The organism is Paraburkholderia sp. BL23I1N1, assembly GCF_003610295.1.
Lineage (GTDB): Bacteria > Pseudomonadota > Gammaproteobacteria > Burkholderiales > Burkholderiaceae > Paraburkholderia.
The window spans coordinates 256,851-280,627 of sequence record NZ_RAPV01000002.1; the positions used below are offsets into that span (position 1 = coordinate 256,851).

The 23,777-nt window shown below is 62.1% G+C and carries 20 protein-coding genes, 1 tRNA gene and 1 pseudogene; 10 read left to right on the forward strand and 12 right to left on the reverse strand.

Going from position 1 to position 23,777, the window contains the following annotated elements:
• The first annotated feature begins 234 nt into the window (after positions 1–234).
• Complete coding sequence (locus B0G76_RS33810; RefSeq protein WP_120297167.1) at positions 235–546, forward strand: PXPV repeat protein; 312 nt, start codon at positions 235–237, stop codon at positions 544–546.
• A gap of 69 nt (positions 547–615) precedes the next feature.
• On the opposite strand, the gene B0G76_RS33815 is transcribed toward B0G76_RS33810, so the two are convergent.
• Together B0G76_RS33815 and B0G76_RS33820 are read right to left on the reverse strand one after the other, a co-directional pair.
• On the reverse strand, positions 616–1,437 hold the full coding sequence (locus B0G76_RS33815; protein WP_120297168.1) for a Cof-type HAD-IIB family hydrolase: 822 nt from the start codon (positions 1,435–1,437) through the stop codon (positions 616–618).
• A gap of 87 nt (positions 1,438–1,524) precedes the next feature.
• Complete coding sequence (locus B0G76_RS33820; protein WP_120297169.1) at positions 1,525–2,406, reverse strand: BadF/BadG/BcrA/BcrD ATPase family protein; 882 nt, start codon at positions 2,404–2,406, stop codon at positions 1,525–1,527.
• A 140-nt stretch (positions 2,407–2,546) separates the two neighbouring features.
• On the opposite strand from B0G76_RS33820, the gene B0G76_RS33825 reads away from it, so the two are divergent.
• Together B0G76_RS33825 and B0G76_RS33830 are read left to right on the forward strand one after the other, a co-directional pair.
• Positions 2,547–3,143, forward strand: coding sequence for a DNA-3-methyladenine glycosylase I (locus tag B0G76_RS33825; protein ID WP_120297170.1), 597 nt, complete (start codon positions 2,547–2,549; stop codon positions 3,141–3,143).
• A gap of 144 nt (positions 3,144–3,287) precedes the next feature.
• Positions 3,288–3,713 (forward strand): hypothetical protein, encoded by a 426-nt coding sequence (locus B0G76_RS33830; protein ID WP_120297171.1) that lies wholly within the window; start codon positions 3,288–3,290, stop codon positions 3,711–3,713.
• A gap of 147 nt (positions 3,714–3,860) precedes the next feature.
• Here B0G76_RS33830 and rpsU read toward each other — a convergent pair whose 3' ends face one another.
• Together rpsU and B0G76_RS33840 are read right to left on the reverse strand one after the other, a co-directional pair.
• The gene (gene rpsU / locus B0G76_RS33835; RefSeq protein WP_006050883.1) at positions 3,861–4,073 is read right to left on the reverse strand and encodes a 30S ribosomal protein S21; all 213 of its coding nucleotides are present in this window, start codon (positions 4,071–4,073) and stop codon (positions 3,861–3,863) included.
• A gap of 359 nt (positions 4,074–4,432) precedes the next feature.
• Positions 4,433–5,374 carry an aldo/keto reductase gene (locus B0G76_RS33840; protein WP_120297172.1) on the reverse strand — a complete coding sequence of 314 codons (942 nt, stop codon included), beginning with the start codon at positions 5,372–5,374 and terminating at the stop codon, positions 4,433–4,435.
• Positions 5,375–5,641: 267 nt separating this feature from the next.
• On the opposite strand from B0G76_RS33840, the gene B0G76_RS33845 reads away from it, so the two are divergent.
• The 6 genes from B0G76_RS33845 (at position 5,642) to B0G76_RS33870 (ending at position 13,323) form a co-directional block, all read left to right on the forward strand.
• Positions 5,642–6,790, forward strand: coding sequence for a flagellin (locus B0G76_RS33845; protein ID WP_120297173.1), 1,149 nt, complete (start codon positions 5,642–5,644; stop codon positions 6,788–6,790).
• A 156-nt stretch (positions 6,791–6,946) separates the two neighbouring features.
• Positions 6,947–8,461: a flagellar filament capping protein FliD gene (gene fliD / locus B0G76_RS33850; protein ID WP_120297174.1), complete on the forward strand. Its 1,515-nt coding sequence runs from the start codon at positions 6,947–6,949 to the stop codon at positions 8,459–8,461.
• Between the two features lie 3 nt (positions 8,462–8,464).
• On the forward strand, positions 8,465–8,779 hold the full coding sequence (locus tag B0G76_RS33855; protein ID WP_120297175.1) for a flagellar protein FliT: 315 nt from the start codon (positions 8,465–8,467) through the stop codon (positions 8,777–8,779).
• A 308-nt stretch (positions 8,780–9,087) separates the two neighbouring features.
• Positions 9,088–11,433, forward strand: a complete 2,346-nt coding sequence (locus tag B0G76_RS33860; RefSeq protein WP_409076777.1) for a tetratricopeptide repeat protein — start codon at positions 9,088–9,090, stop codon at positions 11,431–11,433.
• A gap of 46 nt (positions 11,434–11,479) precedes the next feature.
• Positions 11,480–12,628: a dTDP-4-amino-4,6-dideoxy-D-glucose aminotransferase VioA gene (gene vioA / locus B0G76_RS33865; protein ID WP_120297177.1), complete on the forward strand. Its 1,149-nt coding sequence runs from the start codon at positions 11,480–11,482 to the stop codon at positions 12,626–12,628.
• Between the two features lie 32 nt (positions 12,629–12,660).
• Positions 12,661–13,323 carry an acetyltransferase gene (locus B0G76_RS33870; protein ID WP_120297178.1) on the forward strand — a complete coding sequence of 221 codons (663 nt, stop codon included), beginning with the start codon at positions 12,661–12,663 and terminating at the stop codon, positions 13,321–13,323.
• 21 nt (positions 13,324–13,344) lie between these two features.
• Here B0G76_RS33870 and B0G76_RS33875 read toward each other — a convergent pair.
• From B0G76_RS33875 to B0G76_RS33900, 6 genes and pseudogenes are all read right to left on the reverse strand, one after another.
• Positions 13,345–15,703, reverse strand: a pseudogene (locus B0G76_RS33875) (carbohydrate-binding family V/XII).
• Positions 15,704–15,884: 181 nt separating this feature from the next.
• Positions 15,885–16,613, reverse strand: a complete 729-nt coding sequence (locus tag B0G76_RS33880; RefSeq protein WP_120298015.1) for an acetyltransferase — start codon at positions 16,611–16,613, stop codon at positions 15,885–15,887.
• A gap of 167 nt (positions 16,614–16,780) precedes the next feature.
• Positions 16,781–17,968, reverse strand: a complete 1,188-nt coding sequence (locus B0G76_RS33885; RefSeq protein WP_259460958.1) for a BamA/TamA family outer membrane protein — start codon at positions 17,966–17,968, stop codon at positions 16,781–16,783.
• Between the two features lie 18 nt (positions 17,969–17,986).
• Positions 17,987–18,871, reverse strand: coding sequence for a transporter (locus B0G76_RS44360; protein WP_259460908.1), 885 nt, complete (start codon positions 18,869–18,871; stop codon positions 17,987–17,989).
• 88 nt (positions 18,872–18,959) lie between these two features.
• A complete protein-coding gene (locus B0G76_RS44365; protein ID WP_259460909.1) occupies positions 18,960–19,340 on the reverse strand; it encodes a hypothetical protein in 381 nt (126 codons plus the stop codon).
• Between the two features lie 104 nt (positions 19,341–19,444).
• Positions 19,445–19,520 (reverse strand) — tRNA-Arg (locus B0G76_RS33900).
• Positions 19,521–19,816: 296 nt separating this feature from the next.
• Here B0G76_RS33900 and B0G76_RS33905 point away from each other — a divergent pair.
• A complete protein-coding gene (locus tag B0G76_RS33905) occupies positions 19,817–20,716 on the forward strand; it encodes a cytochrome c5 family protein (protein ID WP_120297179.1) in 900 nt (299 codons plus the stop codon).
• Between the two features lie 110 nt (positions 20,717–20,826).
• Here B0G76_RS33905 and B0G76_RS33910 read toward each other — a convergent pair whose 3' ends face one another.
• Positions 20,827–21,405: a hypothetical protein gene (locus B0G76_RS33910; protein ID WP_120297180.1), complete on the reverse strand. Its 579-nt coding sequence runs from the start codon at positions 21,403–21,405 to the stop codon at positions 20,827–20,829.
• Positions 21,406–21,544: 139 nt separating this feature from the next.
• Positions 21,545–23,644, reverse strand: coding sequence for a UvrD-helicase domain-containing protein (locus B0G76_RS33915; RefSeq protein WP_120297181.1), 2,100 nt, complete (start codon positions 23,642–23,644; stop codon positions 21,545–21,547).
• Between the last annotated feature and the right edge of the window lie 133 nt (positions 23,645–23,777).

Below are 23,777 nucleotides of genomic sequence, written 5' to 3' on the forward strand. Positions count from 1 at the left end.
GCAATGGCCGGTGGCAACTGGGTCCCGGCTCGTCCCAAGGAGCCTGGAATCCTTATGTGACGGGGCTTCAAGCGGAAAGCGCATCCGGCGTGTTGCCTTCGAATGTTCCTTCTACAGCCCTTCGGAGCCTGCGACGATGCTTGCAGTCCGTAACATCTCGTCGCAGTTGCCAACGCCCGGAATGCGTAGATTGGTCCTGTGCAACAAACACACGTCGCCTCACAGGAGAACACCATGAAACGCATCGTCACTCACTTGCTGGTTGCGGCTGGACTCGCGGCGGGCGCATGCGGTGTCGCGCAAGCGCATACGGATCTGAATATCGGCCTGTCGCTCGGCGCACCGGTTTATGCCCAGCCTGCACCCGTTTATGCAGCACCGCAGCCGGTGTACTACGGCACCTACGGCAACGGCGGCTGGGACCATCGCTACGATCGCGGCGGCTACTATCGCGACGACCATCGGGATGATCGCGGCTGGGATCACAACGACCGACACTGGGGTCGCGACGATCATGGCGATCGCCGCGGCGGCTGGCACGGCTGATCGTAACGCTGCCTGACGTCTCGAAGAACCGGCTCGAGTCCCCGAAAGAGGACGCGGGCCGTTCCGTTTTCAGGACATCAGTTCGTCGTCGAGCGAGAAAAGTTTGCGCAGATGGTGCGCGACGCCGGCTTCGAAGTTGTTGCCGATGCGCGGCACGTCCGGCAAACGCGTGATGAGATCGGGATTGGCGTTGTTCATCATGAACGGATGGCCGGCTGTCTCCAGCAGATCGATATCGTTCATGTTGTCGCCAAACGCCACGCATTGCGAGGCGTCGACGCCGAGGCGCTTGAGCACGACTTGCAACGCGCGCCCCTTCGATACGTTCGACGTCATCACTTCCAGGCAATCGGGCAGCGAATAGGTGACATACAGCGCGTCGCCGAATTCGCGCGCTAGGTTGGCCGCGACATGCGCGAGATCGGCGGGCTCGCCGATGTAAAGAACCTTCGCGATATCGACACCGTCGTGCTTCGGCAGATCGGTTACCTCGTAGGTGAAGCCGGAATCCTGATGGAATTTCAACAGGTCCGGCGCATCCCGGTCGATCAACCACGCCTGGTCGGCGAACAGGTTGACGATCACGCGGCCGTGCGCGCCGACGATTTCCGGCTGCACCAACCGCCGCACGATGGCCGGTGGCAGGTCGTCGGCGTGAATCCCCGTGTTGTCCGGCGCGTGAATGCGTGCGCCGTTCGACGTGATCAGATACGGGTTGATGCCCAGCAGGTCGCGAATGCCCGCAACGTCGCAGTAGTGGCGCCCCGTCGCGATCACGAAGTGCAGCCCGTCGCTTTCCAGCTTACGCACGGTCGCGATCGTGAACGGGTCCACCTGGTGATCGGCGTTAAGCAGCGTGCCGTCGAGGTCCGTGGCAATGACTTTGTACATGGTGTGAGCAGCCGGGCAGCGTCAAAGATCGCATTTTACCGTTGTGCGCCGCATCCGCGAGATCGCCGCCGGCGCGCCAGACGATTCTCAACCGGCGACGCGAGCCGCTTCGCGCTGCGCCAACTGCAAACCGCCATGTGCGGAATCCGCCAACGGCTCGCGCAAACGGGGCTGATAAATCTGTGGCACGTATTCGCGCAGCGGTGCGCCGAGACCGCCGCACAACGCGACCGGCAAGGCCGCCGACGGATCGAGCGCGGCAATCATCTTGCCCACTTCCTCGCCGGCCTCGCCGAGCAATCGCGCCGCGAACGGATGCGTGCGATGCGCGATGACGATCGGCGCGAGCCTTGCATAAGCCGTCTGATTGGCTTCGCACAGCCAGACTATGAGGCTGTCGCGGTCATGCGCACCGGTGTGGGCGAGCAGCGCCTGCGCCAGATCGTCGTGGGGTACGCGCCCGTCGAGCGCCTGCTGCGCGTGGACGACGGCCCGCAACCCGAGCCAGGCGCCGCTCGCCTCATCGCCAGACGGGTAACCGTAGCCGCCGGAGATTCGGCATTCGCCATTGCCGTCGAGCGCGGCCGCCTGACTGCCGGTGCCAAGCGCGACGACCACGCCGTGCGCGCCACCGTGCGCGCCAAGCAAGCTGGTGTAGACATCGCTTTCCACCGCGAGTCCGGCTACCGCCGGTGCCTGCGCGCGAAATGCGGCCAGCCAGTCGCGATTATTGACCCCTGCCAATCCGCAGCCGAGTACGCAGCGCGACCAGTCCAGCGGCACGCCGGCACGTGCAAATGCGTCGGCGCAGCCGGCTCCGATAGCCTGCCACGCGCGCTCCACACCGAGGCCCAGCCCCGACGGCCCGCTCGCCGCCTGTGCCAGTTCGCGGCCCTGGGCGTCGCCAAGGACGACGCGCGTACCGCTGCCGCCGCCATCGATGCCGATCAAAAAGAGGTCTTTATCCATCGAATTGAGTGAGTTCAGGAGGTGAATAACGCATAGCGTGGCAGGTCAGTTTCGATCCTGCAATCGGCCGAATGGCCAGCTTGCAGCGCGCACGGCTTCCGCTATGCTGACGGGCGACATGACAACGCGGGAGCGCGAAAGTGACACAGCGATGCAACTGGGTATCGAGCGAAGCGCTCGCACACTACCACGACACCGAATGGGGCGTACCCTCGCGCGACGATCAGCACTTGTTCGAAATGCTTGTACTGGAGGGCGCGCAGGCGGGCTTGTCATGGTCGACGATTCTTAACAAACGCACCGGCTATCGTCGCGCCTTCGCCGACTTCGACATCGATAAAGTCGCGCGCTTCACGCCCAAACATGTCGATGCGCTGCTACTGGACGAAAGTATCGTGCGCCATCGCGGCAAGATCGAGTCGGCGATTACCAACGCGCGCGCCGTGCAGCAGATTCAGGCCGAGCACGGCTCGCTCGCCAACTTCTTATGGTCGTTCGTCGATCAGACGCCGATCCAGAACGATTGGGCATCGTATAAGCAGGCGCCGGCATCCACGGAAATTTCGGACGCGCTCAGCAAGGGGCTGAAGCGCTACGGCTGCAAGTTCGTCGGCTCGACGATCTGCTACGCGTTCATGCAGGCGGTCGGCATGGTGAACGATCACGAGGCGACCTGCATGTGCCGCGCGCGATGCGCGGCGCTCGGCAAGAAGGGACGCAATCGCAAAGCGGGCTGAGGCGGCACGGCAAACGGGTCAAACCCGGGAATTGAAGGCTTTTCGCTGTGCTAGTCCGGGTTTCGCGAATCGGCGCGTGCCCGATACTGCCTTTCATGCGCTCGAACAACGAATAACCGCTGCGTAACGCATGGGAGACCAACCATGAAATCCCTGAACTTCCTGACCCATCAGGAGATTTTCGATCAGGCCGTGGATCATCTGCTTGGCCGGAAACGCGCCGCCTTGCTGCCTCGCGGCGGCGGCGCTTACCGCGGCTACTGCGGTGGCTGCCCGGTCGGCCATTTCATCAAGCCGTGTGACTACGTGACCGCGATGGAAGGCGTTCCGGTACGCTACATCGGCAAAGCATCCGTCGAGGTGCCCGCTTATATGGATGCCGGCGTATCTGCGCTTAAAAAGGCGCTCCTGCACGCCAACCTCAATGTGTACGACCCGGCCACCGTCACTCTGCTCAGTTGCCTGCAAAACGTGCATGACGTGTTCGGCACGTGGGAATGGCATGAGCGTCTGGGCTCGATCGCCCGGCAATTTGGCCTGTCCGCGAAGCGCCTGAAGAGCGCCGCCTAACGCGCCGCAGCGCGTCACAGCCGCACAAGTCCCGCGCAAATCGGTCCACAGGCCCACCAAAAGCAAAACGGCGATGTGGCTTCTTTCGAAGCTCACACCGCCGTTCGGCGTACTAATGCGCAGAAAAGCGCGCGCGGAAAAGCGTGCTTAGTGCAGCTTTTTCGGCAGCATCTGGCTGCGCAGGCGCTTGTGCAGGCGCTTCACAGCAGCAGCCTTCTTGCGCTTACGGGCCGTAGTCGGCTTTTCGTACGATTGGCGCTCACGCAGTTCAGCGATCAGGCCATTCTTTTCAATTGCGCGACGAAAGCGGCGAATCGCCACTTCGAACGGCTCGTTTTCTTTCAGAAGAATCGTCGTCATGTAATTCCTAACTCAATCACTTGATAGGGGTAAATTGCGTGGCGGGATACCGCTCACGCGCCGGCCCTCCGGTCGTTTCGATTCATGGCCAGTAACAGGCAAACGCGGGACAAATCCCGGCCAAACCACGAATGAAACGAGAGGCATAACGGCCACGGAGGCCGGAAAAGAGAGGTGGGGAGTTCACCGCGGAACGCGGACAGACGAAATGCCAAAGCCACGCCTGTTGCCGTTTCGCCAACCTTTCATCAATGAAAAACATTAACGAAACAGGCAAAGATCTCAATTCACTCCCGATGATATCAGGAAACTCTCCATCCTACCAGGGGTTTAGCGATCACGCCAGGTCCCTTGCGCGATCAGGCGCTCGCCTCGTCCAGTTCTCCAATATCGGCCCTGGTCAGCATCAGATGGACGGCGGCGGCCAGGCTCTTGAGCTGGTCGACCGAGGTCGCGCTTGCAATTGGGGCCGTTACACTCGGCCGCGCGATCAGCCAGGCCAGTGCGACGGTGGCCGGCGTGCTGCCGTGCCGCTCGGCGACTTGGTCGAGCGCGTCCAGAATCCGCAAGCCGCGCTCGTTCAGATATTTCTCGACCCGGCTGCCGCGCGCCTTGTTGGCCAGATCGGCCTGCGACCGGTACTTGCCGGACAGAAAGCCGCTTGCAAGGCTCCAGTACACCACCACGCCGAGCCGATTGGCGAGCGCCACCGGTTCGATGTCCCGCTCATAAGCGGCGCGATCATACAGGTTGTACTCCGGCTGCAACAACTGGTACTCGGGCAATCCATGCTGGCGGGACACGGCGAGCGCTTCCTCGACGCGCGCGCCGCTGTAGTTCGACGCGCCGATCACCCGCACCTTGCCCGCCTCGATTAGCCGCTGATAGGCGCCAAGCGTTTCAGCCAAAGGCGTTTCGGTGTCGTCGTCGTGAGAAAAATAGACGTCGATGTAATCGGTTTGCAAGCGCCGTAGCGAATCTTCCACTGCCGCCTGAATGTTCGCGGCAGACAAACCCTTGCGCTGCGGGTGCTTGGACACCTTGGTGGCAAGCACGATCCCGTCGCGCTTGCCGCTCTGCCTGAACCACTTGCCGAGGATGGTTTCCGATTCGCCGCCCTGATTGCCCGGCACCCATGCGGAATAAACGTCGGCGGTATCAATGAAGTTGAGCCCCGCATCGACAAAGGCATCCAGGATCGAAAACGAGGTGGCTTCATCGGCGGTCCAGCCAAATACATTGCCGCCGAACATAAGCGGCGCGACCTCTAATTCGGAACGTCCAATCCGGCGCTTTTGCATGATTTCTCCAGGGTTTGCCGCGAGAGAAAAAGAGAATACGCCGTCTTTTCAATAGCTGCAGCGGATCTCCCGAACAAGGCTGCAAGTGGCTTACAGACGCGCGCCGGCCCAACCGCCCCGAAAAACAATTGGGTCGCTATTGAACAAAGTTCCTCAAGTTTTTTTTAGAGGGGCCGTCAACCTTCACTGAGGCGGCCAGCAATGAACGAGTGCTTCCGCCGATGCCAACGTGGCGTATTGGGCTCAAGGCTTATTTAGGAGATTTTCATGCTCGGAATCAATAGCAATATCAACTCGCTGGTTGCACAGCAAAACCTCAATGGCTCGCAAAGCGCCCTTTCGCAAGCCATCACCCGCCTGTCCTCGGGCAAGCGCATCAACAGCGCAGCTGACGATGCAGCAGGTCTGGCGATCTCGACGCGTATGCAAACGCAGATCAACGGCCTGAACCAGGGCGTGTCGAATGCGAATGACGGCGTGTCGATGGTTCAAACCGCATCGAGCGCACTGTCGTCGCTGACGTCCAGCCTGCAACGTATCCGTCAGCTGGCCGTGCAAGCATCGACCGGTTCGCTGTCGTCGAGCGACCAGGCAGCTCTGCAGAAGGAAGTCTCGGCGCAGATCTCGGAAGTGAACCGTATCGCTTCGCAAACGACGTACAACGGCACGAACATTCTGGACGGCTCGGCAGGCAGCCTGACGTTCCAGGTCGGCGCGAACGTTGGCCAGACCATCAGCCTGAACCTGAGCCAGTCGATGTCGGCAGCGAAGATCGGTGGCGGCCTGGTGCAAACGGGTCAAACCGTCGGCACGGTCTCGCTCAGCGTGGACGCGACGGGTGCTTACACGACGGCTGCCAGCCCGGCAATCACGGCAATCAACGTGCTGTCGGACGGCAAGGGCGGCTACACCTTCACCGATCAGAACAACCAGGCGATTGCAGGAACTGTCGCAGCCGCAGTGTTCGGCGCAAACGCGACGGGCGGCACGGGCGTCCAGGTCGGGGCTCTGGCACTCCAGGCTGCTGCAACGACGACGGCAGGCGCGGGTTCCGCTGCCCAGGCATCGGCAGTCGCACAGATCAACGCGATCAACAGCCCGCCGACGGTTTCGAACCTCGACATCAGCACGGTCACCGGCGCGAACGAAGCAATGGTCTCGATCGACAACGCACTGCAGACCGTCAACAACCTGCAAGCTTCGCTGGGTGCCGCACAAAACCGCTTCACCGCAATCGCAACGTCGCAGCAAGCTGAATCGACCGACCTGTCGTCGGCACAATCGCAAATCACGGACGCCAACTTCGCACAAGAAACGGCGAACCTGAGCAAGGCGCAAGTGCTGCAACAAGCTGGTATCTCGGTGTTGGCGCAAGCTAACTCGAACCCGCAGCAAGTTCTCAAGCTCCTGCAGTAAGAGCTGACGCAGTAAGGTGATGCGCCGCGCGCAAGTGCGGCGCATCACCGGTTTTCAAGCAACGGGAGGCTCGCCTCCCGCTGTGCGTTTCCGTCAAGAAGTGATGTAGCATCGCGCACCACCCAATACAGATTTCCAGACGCCCGGAGCCTCCGCATGTCCTCGATCTCAACCACGTCTACTGCTGCGTCAACCGCCGCCGCCAACTCGGCGCTGCAGTCGGCCGCTCAATCGATCATCAGCGGCTCGACCGGCAACTCGTCGATGGATGTGTCGTCGCTCGTTACGGCACTCGTGAACGCGAAGACCGCGGGACAAACCGCGGCTCTGTCGGCACAACAAACTACGGACAACACCACGCTGTCCGCGTACGGCGCACTGAGCTCCGCGCTGGGCGCGCTTCAGTCGGGCATTACGAACCTTGCCAACGGCACCACGCTGTCGACTTTCTCGGCAACCGCCAGCGGCACCGGTTTGTCGGCGACAGCAGGTGCGGGCGCCGTGGCAGGCAGCTACTCGGTCGCGGTGACGCAGATCGCCAGCTCGCAGGCTTTGTCCTCGGCGGCATTTGGCGCCACCACGCAGCTCGGCACCGGCACGCTGACGGTTTCGCTCGGCGGCAAGTCGATGAACATCAACGTCGACAGCACGAACAACACGCTCTCCGGCATCGCTTCCGCAATCAACGGCAGCAGCAGCAACCCCGGTGTCACGGCGACCATCGTGACCGGTACGGACGGCGCCCACCTGGTGCTGCGCGCGGCGAACACGGGCGCGGCCAACGTCATCAACGTCTCGACCAGCAATGTCACGTCCGACACCGGCCTGTCGAGCCTCGGTGTGACCTCGACCGCAAGCACCACGGGCGGCCAGTCGTCGATCACGTCGGCGAATTCGAGCAGCGCCTGGACGCAAAGCGGGTATGCACAGGACGCGGAATTCTCGGTCGGCGGGATCGGGGCCAGCAGCTCCACCAACTCTGTGACGAGCGCCATTTCCGGCGTCACGATGAATCTGACGGCGGCATCGGCGGGCACCACGCAGACGCTGACCGTTGCGACGGACACCACGTCGCAGAGCACCGCGATCAACAACTTCGTCAGCCTCTACAACACCGTCGTCACGACGATGTCCACGCTCACGTCGTTCAACTCGTCGTCCTCGTCGCAAGGCCCGCTCCTGGGCGACTCGACGTTGCAGACGATCAAGAACGCGCTGGCCTCGATCGTTGGCGGCTCGGTGGGCTCGGGCAGCACCGGCGCCACGCTGGCATCGATCGGCATTACGCTGAAGGACGACCCGGCAGACGGCACGATGGTGGTCGACAACACCGCGCTGAGCACAGCACTGACGGCCAACCCGGCAACGGTCGCCTCGCTCTTCAACTCGACCAACGGCATTGCCGAACAGTTGAACAGCAGCATCACGACCTTCACGCAGACCGGCGGCATCATCGATACGCGCAATAGCGCGCTGAACGCTGACCTGAAGAGCATCACCACGCAGCAAACGGCGCTTGCCGACTACACAGCGCAGTTGACGAGCCAGTATCAGGCGCAGTTCACCGCGCTGAACACGTTGATGGCGACGATGAACAACAATTCGCAGTACCTGACCGCCCTGTTCGGCGGCACCAACAGCGCTGGCGCACTGGCGACCAACAAGGGCTAAGCCATGAACCCGATCGAAATGAACCAGTCGGAGTTGGTCGAACGTCTGCTGTCGATCACACGGGAAATCGAACAGGCAGCCTCACTGGCCGACTGGCCGGAAGCCGCCCGCCTGACCGAGGTGCGTTCGCCGCTGCTGATGTCGCTGTCAGCGGATCAGGAACCGGCCGCGCTGGAGATAATCCGCCGGATCCAGTCCATCGACGAAGCGCTGCTCGCCGAAGCGGAAACCACCCAGAACGAATTGCACGTCGAGTTCGAAGCAGCGATGGGGCGTAGCAGAGCCGCTGGCGAATATCTGCGGACGGCCCGGCTTTAAGCGGGCTAAAGATTCGGCGGCCGCTCCTGGCTGAACCGAACAGGCCGAACCGCGTGGGATCGACCCGCGCAAACGCACCGCTGCACTGAACTGCCGTACCAGACAATAAGAACTACGCGCTGAAGCAAGGGCGCGCTCGTTCCCTCAGCCCGCCTCGTGCGGGCTTTTTTCTTGGCGTCCGGCCCTCCGCCGCCGCTCTCCATGCGCTAAACAGGCGGCTTTTTTACCGTCATCTCCGCGCATCGGAAACGCCCTCCCGGTCGCACAATTTCCGTCATAGACCATTCTGCGCTGACACCATGACTCTCCTGCACGAGCAGCCGACCGCTGAACCCTTGACGCCCGAACAACAGTTCGAGCATGACATCGCTCTGGTTTTGGAGACCGCGCTCGCGCATCACCACAAGCAGGAGTTCGACGACGCAGAAGCGCTGTACAAGGCGATCCTCGAAGCCAGTCCCAGCCACACCGACGTACAGTACAACCTCGGTGTGCTGTATGTGCAGTGCAGCCGCCCTGTCGATGCCCTGCCGCATCTGGAAGCCGCGCTCGGCGGAGCGCCGAACAACGGGCAATTCTGGGTTGCTTACATCAGCGCACTGATCGACGCGGACCAGACCCAGGCGGCCTGGCTGGCGCTGGAAATGGGTCAGCAAAGGGGACTGAAGGGGCCAGCAGTCAACGGACTGATTACGCGGATGGCACACGGCGGTGTCGGGTACGCCACCGCCGCGGTCGCGCCGGTCGTTGTATCGCCGGAACCCTCCACGACGATGGTCATTTCGACAGACCCGGACGCCACGGAAGCAGAAACGGCAGCACTCGATACGCGCCGCCCCTCTCCGCAAGAAATAAGCCGCTTCAACACGCTCTACGCCAGGGGCCACATTCCGGAAGCCATCAAGCTCGGACGAAGCCTGACGGAACGATTTCCGTCGAGCGGCCTCGCGTGGCGTTGCCTCGGTATCGCGCTTCATAAGGCTGGCCAATACAGCGATTCCGCCGAGCCCCTGAGAAACGCCATAAAGTTTGGCAGCGACGATTCCGATGTTCGCAAGGCGTTGGCCGACTTGCTGCGCCTGCTTGGTCAGAATGTCGAAGCCGAAGCCGAGTGCAGAAAACTGCTGGAACTGCATCCGGACCATTCGGAAGGTCATCGTATCCTTGGCATGGTGCTCGCCGGCCTGGGCCGCACCCGCGAAGGGATCGCCGAGTGCCGCCGCGCAACGGAACTCACGCCCGACTACGCGGAGTCACACAGCACGCTGGGCGTCGTGCTGCTTAACGCCGGCGCTACTGACGAGGCCGAGCTATGCTTTCGCCGCGCGCTCGAACTCGATCCCAAGAATGCACCGACGCGCAGCAATCTACTCTTTACCATCGCGCACAATCCTCACATCGCGCCGGAGCAAATCTACGCCGAACATCGCGAATTTGCGCGGATTCATGAAGCTTCGCTACGCTTGCCGAAGCCGCGTCATACGAATGGCCGCGCGCCGGATCGCCGGTTGAAAGTCGGCATCGTCTCCGGCGACCTGTTCCGGCACGCAGTCGCCTCCTACCTGATGCCGATCATGGAGCCGCTCGCGAACGACGAGAGCCTGCAGCTCCATGTCTACTACAACCATGTGCACGAGGATGACTACACGCAGTGGTTGCGCAGTCAGGCTGACCAATGGGCCACGGTCACCGGCATGTCGGACGAGCAATTCATCGCCAAGGTCCGCGCCGATAAAATCGACATTCTGATCGATCTGAGCGGGCATACCGGCCGTAACCGTCTGCAGGCATTCGCGCGCAAACCCGCACCGATTCAGGTCAGCTGGATCGGATACCCGGCGACGACCGGTCTCGACGCGATGGACTACTACCTCAGCGACCGCTTCTTTACGCCGTTCGGCGACATGGAGCAGCAGTTCTCCGAGAAACTCGTGCACCTGGCGGCCATCGGACCATTCCAGCCGGACAGGAATGCCCCGCCGGTCAACATCCTGCCGGCCATGCACAGCGGCTACATCACGTTCGGCAGTTTCAACCGGTTGAACAAGTTGCGCCCCGACGTGATCGCCGTGTGGGCGAGGTTGCTTCGCGAGCTGCCCACTTCCCGGATGGTGCTCGGTTCGATGAACGGTGACGAAGGCGATGAGAACCTCATCAACTGGTTCGTCAACGAAGGCATTTCACGAGACCGCCTGACTTTCCGTCCGCGTTCCCGCGTAGAGGTCTACCTGCAACAGCACTTTCAGGTCGACATCTGTCTCGATACCTTCCCCTATACCGGTTCGACGACCGTTCTGAACTCGTTGTGGATGGGCGCGCCTACGCTGACGATAGCCGGCAAGACCATGGCGAGCCGGGCAGCGATGGCATGGCTCGCCCATTCGGGTCTCGACGCGTTCGCGGCTGAAGACGCGGACGACTTCGTGGCGAAGGGTGTCAAGTTGGCCTCCGACATCCCCGCACTCGCCAGCATTCGCACGGCGTTGCGGGAGCGCTGCAAACAGTCGCCCCCGTTCCAGCCGGAAGTTGTCGCAGAAAGTCTTTCACGCGCATTTCGCACGATGTGGCACCGCTGGTGCAACGATCTCGCTCCGGCAGCCTTCAACGCGTACGACCCGCAAGCAGCAAGCGGTGACCCGGTTCACACCGCATAACGGCCGTTATCCGTGACCCGGACTAAAAAACAGTAGCGAGGAAACCATGGGCTCAAGCGCTCCTCTTCGTGCGATCGCGTCGCTGGACGATGAACGCATCTATGTGACTCAGCCGCATTTGCCGCCGCTGGCCGAGTTCCTGCCGTACCTCGAAAAAATCTGGACCAGCAAGACCCTCACCAACGGGGGACCCTTCCATCAGCAACTCGAGAAGGCGCTCTGCGAGTATCTGGGCGTCGAGCACCTCGCGCTATTCGCGAACGGCACGCTGGCCCTCGTGACCGCGCTGCAGGCGCTGCGCATCAACGGCGAAGTCATTACGACGCCCTACTCGTTTGCAGCGACCGCGCACTCGCTCCTCTGGAACGGCATCAAGCCGGTCTTCGTGGACGTCGATCCGGACACGCTCAATCTGGACCCGGAAAAGATCGAAGCGGCTATCACGCCGCAAACAACCGCGATCATGCCGGTGCACTGCTACGGCCATCCCTGCGATGTGAAAGCCATCCAGAAGATCGCCGATAACTACAACCTCAAGGTCATCTACGATGCCGCGCACGCATTCGCCGTGCAGACCGAAGATGGCAGCGTGCTCAAGCACGGCGATCTGTCGATCGTCAGCTTCCACGCCACCAAGGTCTTCAATACGTTCGAAGGCGGCGCGATCATCTGCCCGGACGCGAAAACCAAACAGCGCATCGACCACCTGAAGAACTTCGGTTTCGTCGATGAAGTGACGGTCGTGGCCGCCGGCATCAACGGCAAGATGAGCGAAATCAATGCCGCGTTCGGGCTTCTGCAACTGCAACACGTCGATAGCGCATTGGCAAAACGCAAGGCGATCGATGCGCAGTATCGTGAGCTGCTGGCTGGCGTGCCCGGCATTCGTTGTCTGTCGGACGCGGGCGAAAAAGTCGCCAATTACGCTTATTTTCCCGTGCAGGTTGAAGACAACTTTCCGATCAGCCGCGACGCGCTGTATGAGCGCCTGAAGGAACACGCTATCTATGCGCGCCGCTATTTCTATCCGCTAATTTCCGAATTCCCGATGTATCGTGGGCTGCCGTCTTCGAACAAGGAAAATTTGAGCGCCGCCAGCGCGGCGTCGAAACGGATCCTGTGCCTGCCGATCTTTCCCGACCTGAATCCTGTCCAGGTTGAACGCATTGTCGGCATCATCGCAGGCATTCAATGAATTGAGCCGGTCTTAAGAGCGGAACGTGGGCAATGCAAAACATCGTGCTTGTCGGGTCTTCCGGACACGCCAAAGTCATTATCGACATTGTTGAAAAGCAGGGTCGCTACCGGATCGCGGGCCTTATCGACGCCTTTCGCGCAGTGGGCGAGACAACCCTCGGTTATCGCGTGCTTAGCGGTGAGCCCGATCTGGACAGGCTCGCCACCGAACACGATCTGCACGGTGTGATCGTGGCAATCGGGGATAACAGCGTTCGCGCGAGGGTGGCCGACAAGGTGGCGGAGATCTGTCCGCGATTGTCATTCGTCAGCGCAGTTCACCCGGCGGCTAGCATCGGCAAAGGGACGAGCATCGGCGCCGGCACGGTTGTCATGGCGGGCGCCGTTATCAATGCCGACTGCCGCGTGGGTCGATTCTGCATTGTGAACACGAAGGCGTCGCTCGATCACGATTGCATCATGGAGGATTTTTCGAGCCTCGCGCCTGGCGTGACTACCGGCGGCAATTGCCGCATCGGCAGCCACGCCGCCGTGAGCATCGGCGCCGTGTTGCGTCATGGAATCACAATTGGCGAGCACAGCGTGGTGGGCGCCGGATCCATTGTCATGAAGGCGGTCGATGCTTTTTCCGTGACGTACGGAAACCCCGCGAAGAAGGTCCGGGATCGCCAGCAGGGCGACAAATATCTTTAATCGAAATCAGCCGCCCCCGCTTCAGCGCCTGAACCGCCCGCCTCCGCCGCCGCCAAATCGCCGCTGCCCCTGAAACTCCCCGCTCGCGCGCGCATTTCCCAGGTCATGCCCCTGCTTGAGCGAGTCGAGCCGCTGGGTTTGGCTAGCATTCGCCTGAATCGGTTGCCAACCGTCGGCGCTGTGCTGCTCCCAGCCGCCGCCCTGATCATGCCGGTAGACGTTGCCGTCGCTGCCCGCATACACGTTGCCGTTATTCCACGCGACGGCCTTGCCCGTGTCCTTATTGCCGACGATGCCTTTCGTGCCCGCCTGGTGATCGCCTGAATACGCATTGCCGCTCACGCCGGCTTCAGCCGCGCCATAACGTCCGGTCTGCGCGTTGTATCCGGCGCGCTGCCTACCCGCCGCGTAGTCGCCCGAGCCTTCATTACCGACCACGCCGCCGCGCGCCGCCCCGCTGCGTCCCGTCGACGGATTGCTGAACGAGCCTTGCCGCCCCGCCGCGTAGTTGCCGTTATAGCCGTTCTCGACCGCGCCGCGGCTCGCCTGGAAGTCACCGCCCGTGTACGGATTGAAGCCCGACGCCGCCGTGCCCGCCCAGCTATTGCCGGTCCAGCCGTTCCAGCCGCTTGCGTGCGTCACGGTGCCCTGCCCCCAGCGACCGTAGATATTGGCCTGGTTGACGTTCGCGTATTGCCAGCTCCACGGGCCGCCACCCCAATACGGCCCCCAGTACGGCGACGGTGCGCCCCACGTCGCGCCAATCGCAAAGCCGAACGCGAAGCCCACCGTGGTGCCGAGCGCGAAGCCCGCGCCGTAGCCATAGGTGGCAGGATAGCCATAGTAGACGTCGCCGACATACGGCGCGTACACATAGCCGATGCCGTACACGACCGTGCCGACCGCGTTGACAACTACGCCCATGTACCCCGGCGTATAGCCGACCACCACCGTATCCGGCGTCGCCGAATAGACGTGAACGTAGGTCACGTAATGCACGGGCGACGCCGCCGGAATCGTATAGATCGCGGCCGGCACGGTATCGGCGACATGCCACGGGCCGCTCGCAGTGCTCGCGGCGAACCAGATCCCGTTGGCGACCGCGAAGAATTGCGAAGGCGCGGTCTGGATCACCGGCGTCGCGGTATTCACCGCATACGAGAGCGAAGTACCGGCGATACCGACGAATTTAGGCGCGCCGTCATAGGCGACCGTCAACGAAGCGGTCTTGCGCGACACCGTCGCCGTCTGCGGGATGGTCGCGGCGATCGCCGCCTCCTTCGCCTGCGGCGTGCCGGGCACGGAGACGAGCGCATTCGCATGCGGGTCGTCGGCGGCGATCTTCGAGAAGTCGGCGGGCAGACTCTTGCCGTCGACAAAGGTCCACGGTCCGGCAAGGTTCGCCGCGCTGAACCAGCGGCCCGACAGCAGCAGGTAGTAATGGTTGTCGCGTGGTTCGACGAAAAGCGCGTGGTCGGCGTTGGCGACGGAAAGCAGATTCACGCCCTTCACCGGTTGCAGCGCCGGCTTGCCGTTTGTCACCACCAGTTCGGCCGGCTGCGCGGCGACCACCACGTCAGGCGCTTGTGCAGGCTTCTTGCCATCGGCGGGCAACATCGGGTCGGATTTGAGATTCGTTTGCGCATTGTTCGATGCGGCGACCAGTTCGTGCTGCGGCGTTGCGTTCAAATGCCACGGACCGTCGAGCGTTTTTGCCTCGTACCAGTAGCCTGCGGCGTTCAGATGCAGCGTGCCGCTTGCGTCTTTGAGCAGCATCGCTCGCGTGTTGATCAGGCGTTGATAGTGCGTGTCGCCGAGCACACGCCAGTTCGCGTCGCCATCGACCAGCACGAGCAACGTGGGACGCTCGGCGAAGATGATGTTGGGCACAGTGTTCTGCACCGCGAGGCCGGGTTCGCCGCCTTCGTGGGTGCTGGCATAACTGGCCTGTAGCTGTTCAAGCGAGGTGGTCAGACCGTCTTTCGGAATCCGCTCCTGCAAGGCCGTTTTCACGTCGGCAGCGGCAGCCGGTGTAGCGGGCATGCCGACCCGATCGAAGACGATGTCGAGCAGTTGAACCGTCGAACTCGTCCTGTCGATTTCAGCCCGCGCGGTGAAATGCGCGACGCCGTAGTTCGGCGTGCTTCGCGCCGACCGCGAAGGCCGCCCGGCCTTCGATCCGGTTGCCTTGCCACACTTCGACCTGCGGCTGGTACAACTCGATGCGCTGCTGGGCGCTATCGAAATCGCGCGGCCAGACAGTTGGGAGGGGCTGCAGTGCAGGCTGCACGGCGGCTGCGGCGAGCGCCTGTCCAGGCGTGGCGAGTGTCACCGCCAGCGACGTGCAGACGCCGGCGAGCAACAGCAAGGACTGCTTCATCGTTGTTTTCACTATGCATCGCTCCATGAGCATTGACGGCGGGATAGACCGGTCGTCGGACGCAACGTGCCCAGTCGACAAGTCAACCGGGCACGCTGATCGGCAAGATGCGAATTCGCTCCTGCTCGCCGTCAGCACGACCTCGATATCAAGCAATGCCATCCTGCTCCGAGCTGACGCATCAAGTCCCGGTCGCGGCCATGGTCCCGACGGCCCCACCTTTTGCGCGTAGCAACTCGGTCAGGATTTCCATTGACCGCCCCTCGTCTGCCGTCAGGTCAACAAGGAAACGGTCGTTATTTTTTTGCATCCACACCATCGGCATGTCCCACCACGCAAGTTCGAGAAGTTTCTCGCGGATACGCTCAGAGAACCGGAATCGAACAAGACGTGCAGGGCTACCCACATAGATGCCGTAGGGTTCGCTTTTGAAATTCGGCGGCACCACGGTTCTCGCCCCGATCACGCATCCGTTTTCGATGGTGGAACCGCCAAGAAACATTGCTTCGTCGCCGATCCATACGTCGTTACGGATTACCGTATCGTCGTACTGAGGCGGTGGTACGTTGTTCAGCCCACTGCCGTAAGCGCTAAGCATCGACGTTGAAATCGTCCGCATGTCGTGCTGCCCGTTCAGCAGGAACTTCAATCTCAAGCCACCCGCGACATATTTTCCAATGACAAGCTTCTGCGACTCGCCATCATATTTGGCGATCGAGCCGACACCGATTCCCGAGCACTTGCCAATCGAGAAGGTCCCAATCTTCGCTTCTTCATCCAGCCAGTCTCGGAAGAAATTATTCGGGATCGTGGAGATCGATCCATCCCGATATCCGAGCACGATAAAAGCTTTCGAAAAGGGGTGTTGGGGCTGAACTCCGATAAAGTCGTCTGATGTGGTTACGTTCATGATGGTCCGCAAAAGGGGGTTCGCATCGCGTCGCCGGTCACACCTCAACATTGAGGCGCGAACGTCGACGAGGGTCCCGAACAGCATATCGACGGGTGCGGTGGCGCACTTCGTCGAATAGGGCCACATTTCACGACCATTTCGATCCATAACCACGTTCCCACGGTTCACCGCCACGCACTACCCGCCTGCACATAAAACGCGTTCTGTCCCGGCCCGTGCGCGACGTCGATACCCATCGTCACGCCGAGCTTGCGAGCAATCAGATAACGAAAACCTGCGCCAAAGCCGAACGCGGTCGGCGCATCCGAAAACGAATGCAGATGGCCATAGGCTTTACCGACACCGCCAAAGCCGAGCACCGACCAGCGCGGCGTAACGTTCCAGCGGATTTCGGCTTCCGCGGTGAGCTGGTTGTTGTCCTGGAACTTCGCATCGGACACCCCGCGCAACGACACATAGGGCTGTGCAAAAAACGGAATGTTTCCTTGCGAAAAACCGGTGTCGGCACGCAGACCGAGCACCCAGGTCTTCGACAGCGGAATCCACTGATAGCCGCGTGCCGTCTGCTCCTGAAGATTGGTGGAACTGCCAAGTCCGCCACGTGCGAGGTCCGCTTCGAGCTCCGCGCAGGTGCCGCTCGACGGATAGAAGATGTTGTCGCGCGTGTCGTAGTCGACCACCACGCCGCCCTTGGCAACGCGCTGATCTTTCTCGAACTGGCGAATGCCCTGCGGGATACTCGAACTGAACCGTGTGCTCGCGTCGAAGAAGGTGTAGCGCGGGCCGACGTACCAGTGGCTATTGCCGATCCGGAACAAGACCTGCTGGACCAGGGCAATACCGTCGAGCTGATATGCGCGCGGCTGATTCTGGATGCCGTAGTAGTTCAGATGCAGCCCCACCTTGGCGATCACCCCGAGATAGCGGATGTGATCGTCGTCCCATGTGTGGAAGTGCATCAGTCCCGCACCCCAGCTATGCGTGCCGGTCGCAAAGCCGCCGAGGCCGGTGATGTTCGGCGGTGCTTTGGAATCGTCGGAGTCGCCAGACGCGTCGGCGCTTTTCTTCGGCAGCGAGAAATGGAGCAAGCCCAGGCCGAGACCATAGCCGACTGCAGGCGCGGTGATCAGCGTCGGCACTGGCAATACGCCGCTATGCGTCAGGAGCAGATTGCTCATGTCGAAAGCGCCGTCATCGGGATCGGTGAATTTCGACACCGCGTGGCCGTGGACCGACACGAGCAGCAACGCCACGGCCACCGCCGAAGCGCGCAACCCGGCGCTGCGGCGCCCATCGACCCGCTCGGGCGCCGCGGCGGCGGCGGAAAACGGCACACACAAGGAACAACGCATCACCAGACGCATGCTCCGTTACTGGAAGGTCGCGCTGACCGAGAGTTCCACCGCATTCCCCTTCGGCCGGTTGCTGACATTGAACTCATTGACCCACCGCAGCGATGCCGACACCGGCGTTTTCTGGACCTTGCCCGACCACGTGACCATCGGCCCGATGCCCACCGAATGCCCCTGATTGCCGCCGGTGGCATCGGCCAGGCCACCGCTGTCATGGCCGATCTGCTGGATGTAGCCATCGGCGTAGAAATACTTGGTCTCGTTAGGCTTGTTGACGAAGATGTTCGATTTCGCCACCGCCGTACGCGTGAAGTAGTCCGTACCGAACGCGGCGCCGTTGCTGATGGTGTTCCAGTTGGCGGGCAGCCGCTTGCCGAAAGTGTTGAAGTTGAACAAAGGCGTGACCAGGTCCGCCTCGGCCTTGGTCGCTTCGTCGACGATCGCGGTCTTGATCGCCGGATCTTTCTGCGCCGCCGCGATCAGCGCGCGCGCCTGCGCGTAGAGCGTTTCTTCGCCGCGTTGCGGCGGCGTCTCCTCGAGCACCATGGGCAGTTCGTCCCAGAACCGGTTGGGATCGACCCATTTGATCTCTTCGGCGTTGCCGGCCGCGGCACCACCGGTCGGACCGAAGCTCGGCAGCTTCGACCAGTCGGTTTCCTTGACCTTGCCGTCGTACTCGGCGAGCGGATACAGGCCGATCTTCGCGATCACCGATTGCACGGCCACGCGATCTTCAGGTGTGCCGACCAGGTTGAACGAGCCTGTGGTGTGTTTTTCGGCATCGGCCAATGCGGCTTTGCCGTCCGCGACACCGGCTTCGAGCGCGGCGCGCGTTTCCGGCGGCAAGGCGGCCGGATCGAACGGTGCGCCTGGCGCAATGCCAATCTTCGCGAAACGCGCCATCAATTCCTTTTCGGAGGGAGCGGGGGGTTGCGCGAACTGCAGCAGGAAATTCAGATTGGCGATGAAGTCGACCGAGGTCGCCTTCGCTTCATCCCACTTCGGAAAATCGAGCTTCGCGACGGACGGCGGTGCGGCCGTGTGCTCGAAGGCGGATAAGGGCGGCGATCTTGATCCGCGCTAAGGGGTCGCTCATGAGGCGCTGCATACGCAAGATTTCGAGGGCACCACCTTTTTTGTATGGTGAAATCTCCCGTGCGTACCGCTCCAGTAGGTTCCCGAGTGTGTTGCGCTCGGCGCTGGTGCGATCAACAAACATGCCCCGAGCAATTTCGCTCTCGATGGTCGCGGCCCAAGCCTGCGCTTCGCGACGCGACGGAAATGTCTTGGAAATCGATACCCCGCCGCGCTTTCTGATTGCGGCTTCGTATTTGGTGGTGCCCCGGCTGGAGCGCTTGATGATGCTTGCCAAGCTTCCCATTATCCTCCGCAACGCTGTTACGGAAAAATTACGGGAGCCTCGGGAAATGGGCGAGGAACGAATTTCGGAATTCTTGCTAATCCCTTGATTCTATTTGGTGCGCCCGGCTGGGATCGAACCAGCAACCCCTGCCTTCGGAGGGCAGTACTCTATCCATTGAGCTACGGGCGCTTCAACACGAAAGCGCGGCAACCTGAACAGGAGCGACGCCAAAGCGAGACCGAAAGGATACCCGGTTTCGGCTCAACCGTCCACCGGACGGCCTATATGGCGGGATTTGGTGTCTTCTGCCAGCCATCCAGGCGGTGCCAGCTGCGCCTCACGATGCGGGTAAACGCCTGCTGAACACCTCGCCTCGCCCCTCGCCGCCGCCGAAATGTTGCGTCTATAATCGTCCGTGCCTGATTTAAGAACAAGAAGTTGCCGTCACGCTGTACCGCTCACATACCCACGGAGACGAGACAAGCATGAGCGAAGCACCACACGGAGCCCCAATCAAAACCCCCGGGCAGCTCATTGCCGCGATCATTGCCAGTTTTGCGGTGCCGATCGTCATCATCGTTCTGCTAGTGATCTACGTCGATAATTCGACGCGCACCGGCGCCGGTACAGACAGTCTTTCCGAAGCCGAGGTCAGCGCGCGCATCAAGCCGTTCGCGCAAGTCGACATTCGCGACGCCAACGCGCCGCGCGTCTACAAGACCGGCGAAGAGGTCTACAAAGCCGTTTGCTCCGCGTGTCACGCGTCGGGTGCTGCAGGCGCGCCGAAATTCACCAATACCGCCGACTGGGCGCCGCGCATTGCGCAGGGCTTCGACACGCTCTGGCACACGGCCCTCGCCGGCAAGGGCGCGATGCCCCCGCGCGGCGGCACCAGCCCGGACGACTACAGCGACTTCGAAATCGCCCGCGCAGTGGCTTACATGGCGAACAATTCCGGCGCGAGCTTCCCTGAACCGGCGCAGCCGGCAGCGGGAGCTGCGGCCGCCGCTTCGGGCGCTGCCGCCGCTGCGCCGACAGGTGCTTCGGACGCCGGGGCCGCTCAAGCCGCCGCCGCGATGGCCGCCATGGCAAGCGTGCCGCAAGCCGCTGCACCGGCGGCCGGCGGAACGCAAAGCGCGGACGCCTCGCAAGCCGGCAAAGCGCTGTATCAGCAGGTTTGCCAGGCGTGTCACGCGGCCGGCGTGCTGAACGCGCCGAAGTTCGGCGACAAGGAAGCGTGGGCGGCGCGCCTGAAGGACCCGATCGACACGGTCTACAACTACGCGCTGCACGGCAAGGGCGCGATGCCGCCCAAAGGCGGTTCGACCGCTTCAGATGCGGACGTGAAGGCCGCCGTCGATTACATGATCAGCGCGGCGAAATAAGGCGCTTCCGAGACCGCTTCCGGCGGTTGCCTGCTGCAAAACAAAAATCCCTGCACCGTGGCGACACGGGCAGGGATTTTTCATGTGCAAGCGCTCGATACGCCGTCAGGTCAGGTGCCCGCCGATGCAAGCGCAGGACGGCTGAACGCCTCGACGAATGCCAGCGCCGGCGTGCTTCGCGCGAGCGACGTAAAATGCGCGTGCAAGTCGGCGGGTACGAGCCACGGATAGCTCAACCCATCCTGCAACGCTTCGAGCAATGCGCCGTCGGCGTCGGGCACGACGTCCATGCGCGCGATGTGGATATGAAACCCCGTGACCGCCGGCGTCGCGTCGAAACTCCACCGATACACACCGTGGCCGACGCGCAATGCGCCGGTGGCCTTCTCGCGCATCACCACCAGCCAGGGCAACGCGTCGATCGTGCCGTTATCCAGCGTCAGCGAATCACACACGTAGTAAGTGCGGCACCGCGCGTACTGAGCGCCAAAATCACTGACGAGCGTTTTCGCGATCGCATCGCTACCGACCGTGCGCGCCGGAAACGCGATATTCGACGTAGCGAGCGAAATGGTGAGAACCGCGTCCGGTGCAAAGGCTTCGGCAATGCGGTCAGCACGCGTGTTGTCTTTTGCGTCGATGTAGGTGTCGAGCGCGCGGCGATAGTGCGCGAGCGGCGGCGTTGGCATGCGGGCGGTCTCCGAGTAGCGCCCGATAGACGCGCAATCGACGTCCAATTAACGGGCCGTGCCACTGTAGCTCGCGTTCACGAAAAACCGCCGATGCACCTGACGTGCGCGGGGTTTTGCACCCGCGCCGCGCCAACGCTCAAGGCTTCTGCAACAACGCCTTCAAACTCGCGAGCCGGTCTTTCGGCGACATCGGCGCTTCTTCAGGCGTCGGCGGCGGGGCATCCTCGAGCAGCATCTCGGGAATAAAGCGCGACGGCTCGCACACCACGGTTTCGCGCGCGCGCTTGCGCTTCTTGCACCAGTTCAGATGCAGGCTGCGCTGCGCCCGCGTGATCGCGACGTACATCAGACGCCGCTCTTCCTCGATGCGCGCGTCGTCGATCGGCTCGTCGTCGGGGCCGCCACGGTGCGGCATGATGCCTTCTTCAACGCCGACCAGAAATACGTGCGGATACTCCAGCCCCTTCGACGCGTGAACCGTCGAGAGCCGCACCGCATCCGGATCTTCTTCGCGGCCTTCGAGCATCGACATCAGGGCCACGGTCTGGATCAGGCCGAGCAGATTCTTGCCGGTGTCGCCGAGGCCGTCGGCGGTGTCGTAGCCGGTTGCTTCGCCATTCCCGGAACCGTCCGAGCCCGCGGGCTCAGCCTTGGTGCCCTTGCGCTTCAACCATTCCATGAACTCGAGCACGTTCTGCCACTTGGACTGCGCCTGACGTTCGTCGAACGCGTCGTACAGATAGGCTTCGTAGTGGATCGCGTCCATCAGTTCGTCGAGCAGCGGGCCGGCGGCATCTTTCTCGGCGCGGTCGGTGAGGCGCTGCATGAAGTCGCAGAACACGCGCATCGGTTCAATCTGACGCGGCGACAAACGGGCCTCGATGCCGCCCATGTACACCGCTTCGAACAACGACACCTTCGCCTGGCCCGCAAACGAGCCGAGCGCTTCGAGCGTCGTATTGCCGACGCCGCGGCGCGGCGTGGTGATCGCGCGGATGAACGCGGGGTCGTCGTTCGCGTTGGCGATCAGGCGCAAATACGCGCAGATATCCTTGATCTCGGCTTTGTCGAAGAACGACTGGCCGCCCGACAGCACATACGGAATCCGCTCGCGACGCAGCACCTGTTCAAAGATGCGCGCCTGAAAATTGCCGCGATACAGGATCGCGTAGTCGCGGAAATTCGCGCGCCGCTCGAACTTGTGCGCGGACAGTCGGAACACGACGGACTCGGCCTCGTGCTCTTCGTCGTTGCACGGTGTGACAGTGATCGTGTCGCCCATGCCGTGTTCGGACCACAGCTTCTTTTCGAACAGCTTCGGGTTGTTCGCGATCACGTTGTTCGCGGCCGTGAGGATACGCACCGTCGAACGGTAGTTCTGCTCGAGCTTGATCAGATGCAGCTTCGGAAAATCCTTGCTGAGCTGCCCGAGATTTTCGAGCGTCGCGCCGCGCCAGCCATAGATGGCCTGATCGTCGTCGCCGACCGCCGTGAAGGCCGCGCGCTTACCGGCCAGCAGTTTCACCAGTTCGTACTGGCACGCGTTGGTGTCCTGATACTCGTCGATCAGAAGATAGCGCAGCTTGTTCTGCCAGCGGTCGCGTACCTGCTCGTTCTTCTCGAAGAGTTCGGCGGGCAGACGGATCAGGTCGTCGAAATCGACCGCCTGATACGCATGCAGCGTCGCCACGTAATTGCGGTAGACGATGGCAGCCTGATGTTCGTCCTCGTTCGCGGCGATCGCGATCGCCTGCTCGGGCATGATCATGCCGTTCTTCCACAGCGAGATGATCGACTGGATCTTGCGAATGAAGCCCTTGTCCGTCGAGCCGACCTGCTCCTGGATCATGCCGAAGCAGTCGTCCGAATCCATGATCGAGAACTGCGGCTTCAGGCCGACGTGTTCCGCTTCCTGCCGCAGAATCTGCACGCCGAGCGAATGGAAAGTGCAGACCGTCAACTGGTTGACGGGCACTTTGCGGCCTTCCTTGCCGGGCGTGGTAAGCGTCTTGCCTTCGAGCAGCTTGCCCACGCGCTCGCGCATTTCCAGGGCGGCCTTGTTCGTGAACGTGACGGCGGCGATGTGGCGCGGCTCGAAGCCTTTGGCTTCGATCAGGTGCGCGATTTTTTGCGTGATCACGCGCGTCTTGCCGCTGCCTGCGCCGGCGAGCACGAGACACGGACCGTCAAGATAACGGACCGCTTCATTTTGAGCGGGGTTCAGGCCTGCGGACATCGTCTGTGGATGGGTAATGCGGTTGAGGGCGCCTGGTTGCGGAATCGCGAGACCGAAGGCCCGGGGGCATGCTGCGCGGGGGCGGCAGCTGGAACAGCGCCGCGTGTGCTGCGGGCTCCAGCTCGCTCCGCTT